Source organism: Paenibacillus sp. IHBB 3054 (assembly GCF_051594305.1).
GTDB lineage: Bacteria > Bacillota > Bacilli > Paenibacillales > Paenibacillaceae > Paenibacillus_AQ.
Window position 1 is genome coordinate 1 of sequence record NZ_JBOFBG010000073.1, and the last position, 10,820, is coordinate 10,820.

At 41.3% G+C, this 10,820-nt stretch carries 16 protein-coding genes; 11 read left to right on the forward strand and 5 right to left on the reverse strand.

The window, feature by feature from the left end; genetic code table 11:
• Positions 1 to 553: DUF2304 domain-containing protein (locus ACQ76X_RS35215; protein WP_438498532.1), on the forward strand; the 553-nt coding region annotated here is incomplete at its 5' end.
• A 44-nt stretch (positions 554 to 597) separates the two neighbouring features.
• Here the strand turns inward: ACQ76X_RS35215 and ACQ76X_RS35220 are convergent.
• The 3 genes from ACQ76X_RS35220 to ACQ76X_RS35230 form a co-directional block, all read right to left on the reverse strand.
• Positions 598 to 1,323: a bleomycin resistance protein gene (locus ACQ76X_RS35220; protein WP_438498533.1), complete on the reverse strand. Its 726-nt coding sequence runs from the start codon at positions 1,321 to 1,323 to the stop codon at positions 598 to 600.
• Positions 1,324 to 2,661: 1,338 nt separating this feature from the next.
• Positions 2,662 to 3,624, reverse strand: a complete 963-nt coding sequence (locus ACQ76X_RS35225) for a YheC/YheD family endospore coat-associated protein (RefSeq protein ID WP_438498535.1) — start codon at positions 3,622 to 3,624, stop codon at positions 2,662 to 2,664.
• Positions 3,625 to 3,685: 61 nt separating this feature from the next.
• Positions 3,686 to 5,254, reverse strand: a complete 1,569-nt coding sequence (locus ACQ76X_RS35230) for a recombinase family protein (RefSeq protein WP_438498536.1) — start codon at positions 5,252 to 5,254, stop codon at positions 3,686 to 3,688.
• A 108-nt stretch (positions 5,255 to 5,362) separates the two neighbouring features.
• Between ACQ76X_RS35230 and ACQ76X_RS35235 the strand changes: the two genes are divergently transcribed.
• A complete protein-coding gene (locus ACQ76X_RS35235) occupies positions 5,363 to 5,572 on the forward strand; it encodes a hypothetical protein (protein WP_438498538.1) in 210 nt (69 codons plus the stop codon).
• A gap of 2 nt (positions 5,573 to 5,574) precedes the next feature.
• The gene (locus ACQ76X_RS35240) at positions 5,575 to 5,862 is read left to right on the forward strand and encodes a hypothetical protein (RefSeq protein ID WP_438498539.1); all 288 of its coding nucleotides are present in this window, start codon (positions 5,575 to 5,577) and stop codon (positions 5,860 to 5,862) included.
• A 682-nt stretch (positions 5,863 to 6,544) separates the two neighbouring features.
• Here ACQ76X_RS35240 and ACQ76X_RS35245 read toward each other — a convergent pair.
• Both ACQ76X_RS35245 and ACQ76X_RS35250 read right to left on the reverse strand, forming a co-directional pair.
• Positions 6,545 to 6,985, reverse strand: coding sequence for an ImmA/IrrE family metallo-endopeptidase (locus ACQ76X_RS35245; RefSeq protein WP_438498540.1), 441 nt, complete (start codon positions 6,983 to 6,985; stop codon positions 6,545 to 6,547).
• An 18-nt stretch (positions 6,986 to 7,003) separates the two neighbouring features.
• Positions 7,004 to 7,474, reverse strand: coding sequence for a helix-turn-helix domain-containing protein (locus tag ACQ76X_RS35250; RefSeq protein ID WP_438498541.1), 471 nt, complete (start codon positions 7,472 to 7,474; stop codon positions 7,004 to 7,006).
• A gap of 146 nt (positions 7,475 to 7,620) precedes the next feature.
• Here ACQ76X_RS35250 and ACQ76X_RS35255 point away from each other — a divergent pair, with 146 nt between their 5' ends.
• From ACQ76X_RS35255 to ACQ76X_RS35290, 8 genes are all read left to right on the forward strand, one after another.
• A complete protein-coding gene (locus ACQ76X_RS35255; RefSeq protein WP_438498543.1) occupies positions 7,621 to 7,887 on the forward strand; it encodes a hypothetical protein in 267 nt (88 codons plus the stop codon).
• A gap of 138 nt (positions 7,888 to 8,025) precedes the next feature.
• Entirely contained in the window at positions 8,026 to 8,175 is a 150-nt protein-coding gene (locus ACQ76X_RS35260; RefSeq protein WP_438498544.1) for a hypothetical protein, read from the forward strand.
• Between the two features lie 115 nt (positions 8,176 to 8,290).
• A complete protein-coding gene (locus ACQ76X_RS35265) occupies positions 8,291 to 8,569 on the forward strand; it encodes a hypothetical protein (RefSeq protein WP_438498546.1) in 279 nt (92 codons plus the stop codon).
• Positions 8,570 to 8,694: 125 nt separating this feature from the next.
• Positions 8,695 to 9,036 carry a hypothetical protein gene (locus ACQ76X_RS35270; protein ID WP_438498547.1) on the forward strand — a complete coding sequence of 114 codons (342 nt, stop codon included), beginning with the start codon at positions 8,695 to 8,697 and terminating at the stop codon, positions 9,034 to 9,036.
• A 94-nt stretch (positions 9,037 to 9,130) separates the two neighbouring features.
• A complete protein-coding gene (locus ACQ76X_RS35275) occupies positions 9,131 to 9,334 on the forward strand; it encodes a hypothetical protein (protein WP_341377924.1) in 204 nt (67 codons plus the stop codon).
• A gap of 422 nt (positions 9,335 to 9,756) precedes the next feature.
• A complete protein-coding gene (locus ACQ76X_RS35280) occupies positions 9,757 to 9,924 on the forward strand; it encodes a hypothetical protein (RefSeq protein ID WP_438498549.1) in 168 nt (55 codons plus the stop codon).
• Between the two features lie 81 nt (positions 9,925 to 10,005).
• Complete coding sequence (locus tag ACQ76X_RS35285) at positions 10,006 to 10,281, forward strand: hypothetical protein (protein ID WP_438498550.1); 276 nt, start codon at positions 10,006 to 10,008, stop codon at positions 10,279 to 10,281.
• Positions 10,282 to 10,386: 105 nt separating this feature from the next.
• Positions 10,387 to 10,605, forward strand: coding sequence for a hypothetical protein (locus ACQ76X_RS35290; protein WP_438498551.1), 219 nt, complete (start codon positions 10,387 to 10,389; stop codon positions 10,603 to 10,605).
• Positions 10,606 to 10,820: the final 215 nt, after the last annotated feature.

Below are 10,820 nucleotides of genomic sequence, written 5' to 3' on the forward strand. Positions count from 1 at the left end.
TATTGAGCCTCAATATGAAAATGCTGTAATTCCCAGTCTCATCTTATTGGTAATTGTGATCTACTATCTATTATTCATAATACACTCAATAAAAAAAAATAATCAAAACCTGATGATAGTCTGTTTTATTATTACTATATTCTTCTCTCTTTTTGGACCTCGGGGTTTAGGGTGGATATCTAATATAGACGATTATCTCCATAAAGTGAGTATAGAAAGTAATGATAAATTCATAAACAAAATCCAAGCGGATATTAACAATAAACATATTCCATATCTAATCGATTCGAAAACAAGCGAGGAAAGAGTAAAGGAATTAAAAACATATTATGTTGTAGTACTAGTGAAACAAAGTGAGGGAGCCATTACAAAAGATGAGGTCAGATTTTTTGTGGATGTGGCTAAAAGCAAAAAATTTAAAAAAGTGAGTTTATTATTTTATGATAGATCTAAAGCGAATTCTATAGAAATATATATGAAATATAAGAAAGGTATTACATACTGCTATCCAAATGATGAGTGTGATGAAATGGAAATAACAGAGAATGAATAAATGGCCTGTTGTTATTTCTAAAACAGCCGCCCCTTCTGACTCATTCAGAGAGGCGGTTGTTTGGCTTTGAGTTCATCTAATCTTGCGGTTGCTTCTACCACTTCTTCAAGCTCTGCACCTGTCAAAGATAAACTGTCGACTTTTTCAATATAACTACTCATAAGTTCGATTTCATCCATGGAGGCAGCAATATCGGCTCGTAATACAAAAGCTTTGTACTGTAGTGTTAATGTTGCTTCTTCATCTTTCGAGAACACAAGGTCAAGCACTTTCGCTGCGTCAGCGGGTTTATCTTTGGCATAGGCCAATTGGTATGCGGTTTCGAAGGCAGTGGCAAATCTTGACGGAGGTTCTTGTTCAGTTGGCATGGATGAGGCATGCTTTTGTCCAATTATCAATCGATTGCCGGCAGGGTCGATGAGGTTGAATCTCCGATCCTCTGCAAGATTATTGACCTTGGTGATCCTAGGCAAACCTTTGGAAGGGACCTTGTGATAGGCTTTTTTTAGATTCCCGCAAAATTCGTTGTACACAGCATCCACGTCTGGAACATTTACATAGCACATACTGTAAGAGTTTGCGGGTTCCAGTTTTTTGAGTACAAAAAAATGTAATTCCGCAATCCGGTGACGGACACAAGCGTAAAGGTTTGGTTTGGCTTGCCGATAAGTTATTTCAAAACCTAATGCTTGGTAGAAATTCAACTGTTCGTCTATGGAGCTGCAAGGAAATATAGGGATTGTTGTCCCGCCGTTACTGATTGTTGACAAGTTTCGAACCTCCTGAGAGTCTAATGTATTTCAAGAAATCAACTTACCCTCTAATAGTACAACATTCGTGCATATGATAAGGTTTACTCGAATATCTCCTTATTTTTCAATGAAAAACATAATGAACCCGTCAACAACTTTAAGGATTATTTAAAGGCTACAAAGTCTGTTAGTCTATTGAAGATTGTGATAATTGTTCCGATAATTACTTTAAAAGGATGATCTGTATGTAATTTTGTCCTAAAAGGGGAGACAAATGGAGAAATTGATAAAGACATTACTCCAAGCCATTCTTTATGTACTAATAGTTGTTGGATTACATCTAATTTTAATCTATTTACTTGAGATAAGAATAGAAGGGTGGGGGACAGGATTATTAAAATTCTCATTTAAGGTATACTTTGTGCCGCTATTTTTATGTTTTATTAATTCCTTTTTGTTTATAAGGACACAGAGGATAAAGTACCATGTCATCTGGTTTCTGTTAACTACGCTCCCGAATTTTTTACTTTTGTTAATTTTCAAAGCAATACAAACTAGTGGAGATAGTGAGTATGCAGTTGTCGTTTCTATTGAATTATTCCCAAAATATCAGGTGGAAATGTTCATTCTGCTTCCTGGGAGTATTTTAGTAATCCAATTTATTTTGGCTTTATATTATCTCATCAAAATAAGAAAAGAAGTTAAATCATTTCAAGCATCATAGTGTTTTGTGTATGGTTGCGTTGCAGCAGGAGTATCTATCAGATTCATACTGCATAACTGTGAGGTGTAGATAATTGAAAAACAAATTTATTACTAGGATAAGAGCAATTTCACAAGTGATATTTATTGTGATTTTGCATTTATTTGTTATTCATATTATGGATTTAAAAGTAGGGAAGTGGGGGGAAGAAGGGATAAGGCAAATATTAATAGTTTATTCTGTTCTAATAATTCTACTGTACGTAACTTGCATGATGTCATTAGTAACCAGAAAGTTTAGATATAATTTAATTTGGTTTTGTATAAGTACTATTCCTAGTATTAGTATTCTGTTTTTCCTTAATAAAATTCAAGGGAATAAGGCCATTGGATCTGGTTTTATTGATTTTAAATTTGACGATGGCTTTATTGAATTGATGATTTTGTTTCCTCTTTCGTACTTGTTAATACAATTAGTTCTAGTTATAGCGTTATGGATATTGAAATTTCCAAAAAACAACTAGTGGTCTACTGGTAGTTCAATTGGAGTTTTGATGACAGAAAACCCCCAGTAGCCTACTACAGTTAAATTAATATATAACCGCCCCTTCTGAATCACTCAGAGAGGCGGTTGTTTGGCTTTGAGTAACAGATTTACTCATCAGTTGTCTTCACCGGACTCGGCGTGTTCTTGTTCTTATGCACCCACATCGCATACTCCAGCGGGCGGACCAGCGCTTTGCGGTAGGTGCCGCTGTCGCCGGAACGGGCGAAGACTTCGCGTGCCGGCTTGGGATTGACCTCCAGCACATAAATCTTTCCCTCGCGGTCGATGGCGAGGTCCAGCGCCAGCTCGCACAGGGCGCCGAAGCTGTCCTCAAGGAAGGCTGCGGCTTCAAGCCCCAGTTTTTCAGCCGTTTTCATGGCTTTGGACGCTTTTTCTTCGCTGCCGAGCCATTTCTTCAGCAGGACTTCCGCACGTACCGCATGTCCGCCGCCGTGAAGGTTAGACGTTACGCTGCGGGCTGCTCCCACCCGGCCGGCCATGCCGGTCAGCTCCCACACGCCTTGGCCGTTCTTTTGCACGAGCATGCGGTAGTCGTGGTAGCGCCCGCTGGGCAGACGCAGCGGGATGCCCTGCTGGACGAGGAAGCGTCCGCCAAGGCACCATTGGCGCACAATGGACTCCAGACGGGTGAGCGACACCTTGCGGGGGGCAATAATCTGCCGGTTCTGGCGGCGTCCCTGGATATCGTAGAGCTGCTTGCCGTCCCGCTGCCGTTCAATCCGCAGGATGCCGCGTCCACCGGTGCCGTTAGCTGGTTTGACGTAGACGACAGGGCTGAATTTCAGCATCCGGTGCAGATCGGCGGAAGACTGATATAGCAAAGTTTCCGGCATATGCTGGCGGAAGCGGCTTTTCTGCGAAAAGGTCTGGTGAACCGTCCATTTATTGCGCAGCGGCCGGTTCAGAAAGGTAAGATGATTATAGCGGGAGCGGAATTTGAGCAGCTGCTGAAAGCGGGCGTTGCGCTGGATCCGGCAGCGGTCATAGATCATATTCGGGAATGGCCGCCATTTGCGCGACCATTTGCCGCTCCCCGGATCGTAGACCATTGCATGGATCAACTCTTTACCGGGATTCACATCTGCGGGGGTGAATACAATTACACATTCATCATAGACGTGGATACAGAAACAGTTCAAACTGCTCTTTATACTGGCCGGGTCCCTTTTTATAAACCACTTTATTAAGCACGGATTTCAATAACGCATTTCTGCTCATGGGATTATCTGTCTGGTAGTACGACTTAACTACAGATTCTGCTATAGGGATAATTTTGCTTCTTGCTTCTTTACGGGTCAATTCCAAATCCAAATCGTTTTGAATCTTGCCGATTTCTTCGCTGGCTTCTGTAATTCGTCTGGAGACATTTTGTGATCTCTCTATAAACACCTCTTCGGTATAAATTTCTCTTTCTAAGAAGTCGAATAATTTTCCTCTTTGGTTTTCTAGTTCTTTTATTTCATTTTGTAATGAGGCTATTGCGCGTTCTTTTAGCTTGATCTCGCTCTGAGGTGTAGAGTGATTTCGTTTTCCCCATTTGATTTTGTAATCGTTAAGCCAAACCTCAAGCCCTTCAACGATTCTGGCCTCCACAGCATCATAACGGCTGCTGCGCGAAGGACAACCAACGGTATTGCAACGAAAATGGGCGGGTTGATTGTTATATGAATATGACCGGTAGACCATTGTCAGTCCGCATTCGGAGCACTTAACAAGTCCGGCTAAGGCTGATGTCATCCGTGGTTTCCCATCATCATTGAGCTGGTGAGGGGAGTGGTGATGTTCTGAGAGCCTCTGGCTTGCCTTCAGGAAGGTTTCGTTGTCGACGAGGGGTTCGTGCTTCCCTTTGACATCAACCCACTCATCTCGGCTCCTATGGCGAGAGGTGCGGTGTTTGCTTCCGTCCTTGCTTTTTTTTAGTTCTTTCTTTCCCCATTGGATTCTTCCAATGTATACTTCGTTTTTTAGCATGGTTAAGACAGAAGAGGCTGACCAACTACCACCTTTGTAAGAAGGGATTTTAAGCCGTTCCAATTCTGATGCGATTTTGCCGCCTCCCTTTTGTTGTTCCGGATCTTCATGTGTATACCAAGCGAAAATTTGTCTTACGATATCAGCTTGTTCCGGATGAAACTTTAGAGTACGACCACGACCATCAGGGAGATTCTCGATTAAGTAACCGAATGGCGGACGTGTACCTATAAAATTACCTTCTTCCGCAGCGCGTTTCCGTCCACCTTGCATACGGCGGGTAATGATTTTGAGCTCCTTACGGGCCATAAAGGCCTCAAATTCACTGTATTCCTCATCAAATTCATCCATTAAGTCATAGGTCTTCCGTGGAGTTATAATCTTAGTCTTGGCTGAGCGGAACGTCTCCAGAATCAATCCTTGCTCTTGCATATTGCCACGTCCAAAGCGGTCAATATCCATAACAAGGACGGCATCATATTCACCAGATTCAACCTCTTTTAACAACTGCAGCATTTCTGGGCGATGGACTAAGGTTTCACCACTGACAATCTCTTCACGGATACGGATAATATCTAATTTTAATTGTTTGGCAAGTTTGAGTAGAGCTGTCTTATGTTTGGTCAGAGTTTCACCTTCGCCGCGCCGTTCGGCGTCTTCATCGGCTCTGGATTTTCGCAAGTATAGTGCTACATCCAATATGTACATCCCCTTTAGGTTATAAGAAAAGATTTATGGATGTATTATACGGGGATGAGCATTAAAAAACCACTAAATACGACCTTAATGTCCGGTTGAATTATTCTTTAGTGTAATATGCTGAACAGAACAACTCTAAAAAATTATGGTGCATTTTTAAGTCATGAGCAATTGGGACTAACAAAGGGAGACTTAGGATTTGGGTTATCTTATTATAATGGACAGTGGACTGTTCGTGGTTCTGGGTATGCAGTAGCTAAAAACTGGGCACAACCAACACCAGAACAGACAGTAATGATTAAAAAATTATTTGGTGTAGGTGACTAAATATGAATTTAAAAAGACTTATTACACGCCGTTACGGAGTTTACTGTCCTAACTGTGGACATGAACTTTCTATCTATTCTACATTCTCATCAAATAAGTTTGCAGTAAAATGTAATTTATGCAACAACAGCTACATTTTTGAACGCAATAATAATCAATTATTTCCATCAACTGAAACTGATGAAATTGAGAAATTATGGGAAAATGATAAATATCATAAATATTACAAAGGAATTCCGACTAGCGAGGCTTTCATGCCTAACTGGTTAAAAAGGCATTCTAAAGATTAGATTTATATTGGAAACAACCTCAATTATTATTAAAAATCAAATTAACCACATGTGTGTACACACTCCATGTGGTTGCCGGAGCAACTAGGCGCGTCTTTTATAGACACGTCTAGAGTGCTGGAGACCGCAAAAACCCGGCACGCCGAAAAGAACGAGAAGTGCCCGCGGTGACGTAACGGTAAGTGGGCGGACTTGCAAATTTATGAATTAGAAATCTAAAAGTAGTTGAGTTGAAAACATTCACATTGGGGAATGTTGATGAAGTATCTCTAAATTTAAGAGAAGCTAGTTTCTTTACTTATTTCTACAATAGTAATAACCAATTAGTAATCGTGCTGACTGATGAATTCGTCACGGCGCCACTCACGCGAATTATGGAAGGGAGAAGTAACGTACGAGCGTTACTTGTCGGTTTCTTCTTTTTACGAGCTTTGAAAAAAATCGCTTATACCTCAGATTACGGTTTTCTGCTACTTCGAATTAGCGACGGCCTACTGTGCTGGGCACTGAGCAGGTTCACTTTTTTTTGCAATCTTACATTTAAGGAAATAATAATAGAAGTAAATAGTATAGAAAATAATTTGATTCCGCAAAAAAACAGGCGATGCATTGTGCATTCTAGCACAGTGCATCGCCTGTTTTTAAAAGAATTATGTATTTCCAAGTGGTGACAGTCATAATTTTATATTTCTAAATCAGACAGCTTTTTTAGCCTTTCAAGCCCAGAGGGTACTCCGTAAATAGCCCCAGTCTCCTGCATTGTGAAATTCTTATGCCTAAATTCATACAGGAACTCATCAGGCATCAACAACTCTACAGCGAATTGATTCGCTTCCCTTTCAATACGATCAACAGAATAAAGAGTATGTCTTCGTAGGAATGGAGTATTCACGTTCGGATGTAAAATGACATGTCCTAATTCATGAGCACATGTGAAACGCTGGTCCTGCAGAGAGGCATCACTGTTAATATGTATCATTTGCAATCGACGACTGGAATTATAATAGCCTAACATGTCACCCAACAATTCAAAAAGAACCAGGATGTTTTTCTGGGATGCAATCTCAAATGGGTCATTGGTTCTGTGTTTCTTGATCAGTTGGGCTACAGTGGTTTTGATCATCCTGTATCCCTTTCCTGATTAATCTCTGTATTTATTTGGAGTGAACTTTTTCTTGGAGAGTTCTCTGGCCAACCGTAGAGAGTTTTCAAGTGATATGGCAAATAATCGTTTGGTTTCCTCGTCCATAGGTTCGCCGTTAAAGGCCAATGCCTCATTTGATTCAAGATCGGCAAGCATACGTTCAAGGTCTTTACCGATGTCTTTTTCATCTTTATTTGTGAGATTGTAGTATTTAGATCCAGATGATGGCTTAATGGGTTCTTCATTCTCTAAATATCCCATAGCCCTCATCAAATCATCGGTGTCCACATCCTTTAAATGTGGAGCTAATGCTTTTAAATTCTCAGGAGTAACTTTATGTGTGCCTGATTCTATTCGATTTACAGTAGAGTGACTAACACCAGATTTCAATGCAAGTTCTCTTTGACTTCTATAGCCACTCTGTTCTCTTAACTTTGCAAAATAAATGCCAAACTCTTTTAAGTTCATTCTGTATCACCCATTCCCATTTTAACAGAAAGTGTTTCAAGTATGAAACAATCAATGTGTATCACCCTTGAAATTTATTGTTGCAAGCGTGTTACGGTAGTGGTATATTGTTTTTGTAACAAGGTTGATACAGGAGGTGAGAAACAATGAGAGTCATTCCAAAGCCCGGAATTCTTAATAAACTTCAAGAAGATAAAAAAATGTCTGAACAGGAATTTGCAGACTTCTTAGGCGCATCAAGATCTTCACTATGGAGAGCCAAGCTCCCTGTGGACGACAATAGATTCTCTCTAGGACAAGATGTAATGGCAAAAATACTTAAGAATTTCCCCGATAAATCATTTGAAGATATATTTTTTTTGGAAAAATTGTCTCAAGTGTGTTACGGAGGATCAGCGGATGATGCTGGGTAGATTGTAAATTATATAACTCAAGTTATGTACGAATTTCTCGAAGTGTTCTTTATATAAAAAAGGTACGAAAGCGAGGTGGAAATCATGGTTGTCCCTCGATCATCCCGGCATACACATAATGCCAGGGGGGATGCTGGCATGATTGTTGCAACCTACACTTTTGGTGAGACAAAGGTTCATATCTGCGATGACCATCTTGTTACAGACCCGGATGAACGGGAGAGAGTGGAAATTGCTATTGCTGATGCCGCCTGGGCATGCCTGCAAGACAAAGCAGAGCTGGAATGAAGCAAACATTATCATTATAGCCTTAACTCAGTGTTTATATAAGGAACTAATTCATAATCTGAACTCATTCAACATCAAATATTGAGATTACCCAATTTGGTTTTAGGGAGAAAACATGGACGAACAAATTATGAAGTTGCCAGTTGGAACACAAATAGAAGAAAAGATTGTATCAGCTATGTGGGATATTTCAGGCGTGCAACAGCCGAGAATGGCTTATTCACGGGATGCACTGGCGGCACTTGGTTTAAGGGATTTTGCTGCAGATGCTTTTGGAATAGTGTGTCTCATTAAATGTGGTGATGGTCCTGCGTTTATAAGCGAGATGTGCATTATTCAGGATGAGGAGGATCACCGGGTAGAAGGATTACTTCGGATTGGAAGGAGTCCTTAGCAAAAGCTTTTCTCCTTTTCAATTATGGATTTTACGGAGAATACCAAGATTTGTTTCCTGCTGAGTTGCCTCAACGTCCCGAAGCAGCGCTTTGGGCTCATTAAACAAGAACAGGAGTAGGGGCTATGGGGAAGTTATTAAGTGTTGCTCAGCGACTGGCGAAGAAGTCAAAGGAGATTGACGCAATTAGAGATTGGCGGCGACCTTTGTTTTCAGAAGTAGAGGCAAATAAAGAGCAGATCATTCAAATGCATTACGAAATGGAGTTTAAACGGCTTGAATGCATGTACTTGAAGCAAGAGCAGATCAAGGAATTGAAAAATCATACGGATGTTTACAACCCACAAGTATATCAGCAGCAACTCGAACGTCTGGAAGCCATCACAAACCGGTGTATTTCGTCCATACTCAAAAGGCTTTTTGAAGGAGGTTACGGCCAGGAATTGAAAAGGCGTGGGCTTGTGTAGGAATACATAACAGCCAGTCCAATTATTTCGCATTAAAAGGGTGTGATTCAAGGTGAATTTGTTCACTAATGATCCTTCATTTGGAGAGAATCAGATGAGTGAGGCCAATAAATTGGAATTTGCAGAAGCACTGTCCACCAGATATATGCAGCTCATGATTTTGGCCGATGTAACAAAGTTCTTTACTGAAGATCCAGAGCGTCAAAAGGCGGAGGAAGAACTTCACCTACTACGGACCATCATTCTGGATCTTCCGGAAGACATTCTTAACTTAGTGAGGCAGCGTATTTCCTTGTAGGGATATGGGACAAGCCCCGGATTTATACTGAACGCAATTTTGCGCTCAGTTCGAAGTAAGGAGAGGATCTCCGCGCCTAACCACTCAACGCAAAATTGCGTTAAGCCAAATCATGAGAACGGGGATGTAGATATGAAATCCTTAGTTAACGATAAGCCATTAACCAAAAGTATGGTTGGAGAAAGGATTTGGGCCTTGAAGTCGGTTGATTCTGAGGCATTTGCGCGGGAGCTTGAAGTGTATTTTGCACGAGGTTATCCAGGGTTCAGGGTGGTATCCCATGACTATCCCTATATCTTCTTGAGCGATGAAAGGGTCATAGATTCAGCGAGATAGATAGAGGCCGGTTTCGAGAGGTTGTTTTTAATAGTGGGATTCATGAGGAAATGTGAATGTCCCACAAATCAAAGGAGGAAGGCCATATGCAAGAGTGGAGCAATAATGCGTGCCTTGGGTATATCCAGGCAGCATTGGAACGAAAAGGCTGGTCCAAAGAACAGATTAATGAAGTCACACATGCCGTGTATTATGAATTTGACTTCAAGACCATTGGAGAAGCTACCCAACTGTATGAAAGATCATTTGATTAATCGGCTTGGTGGCATGGAGCGAGGGATATTCTCGTAATTGAAATAAAGAAAATCTGCTAACAACGAAAGGAGTTAATATGTGTGGGGAATACAAGTTCACTGCCGATGATCACTGGCAGAGCTGCTGCGGAATATCTGCAGGACTGGCTGCACATCTCTGCGATTGTGAAGGTAGTGTCGGACGACAGGAAGCATCTCTATTTCAGAGGCAAGGATCAGATCGGAAGACGGATGGAATATCGTGTAGAGGCTGTGGCTGAAGCAGATTACCATAACATTTACGAACGGACTCCAGATCTGGAGCAATCGGAAGTATGGGAATGGGCCGATGCGATCCCTGTGAGGCGTGAGGGCTAGCTCTTCAGAACTCTTAAGGGAAGGCGAAGGTCAAGCAAGCCAGCAGTGTTAGGGACTACAGCCCCATATCCAACAGCCGAAGGGCTTTAACCTGGGAGGATACTTATGGAAGAATTAATTCGCAAGGCCATGCGTTCAAGCTTGATTAACTCAAAAGAGGAAGCCCAGGAAGCGATTGAATTTGTTTCCGAACTGCTGAATTTGCAGATTAAAGAAACAATCGAAAAAGAGCCGCATATGAAAAATTGGATTGCAAGAGCTGAGGAAGCACTCCGGCTCGTCGATAATCTCTCTGAATTTGTTGACGAGAATTTGCCTGCCTGATGATGGCTCCAGTGGATTAATTGACTATTGCGAGGCTACGGCCCCTCTAAAGGAGGAAATAAACAGATGAAATTCACCGCCAAAGAAAAATATGCTCTTGAGTCAGCGCTGGATGGTTACATTGAAGGTCTTCAAAGAGACATTCAAAAATGGCGTAATGATGTAGCTGTGGAGGCTTGTAAGGAGTTATTGGTGTCGGCAGAATCAGCCATGGC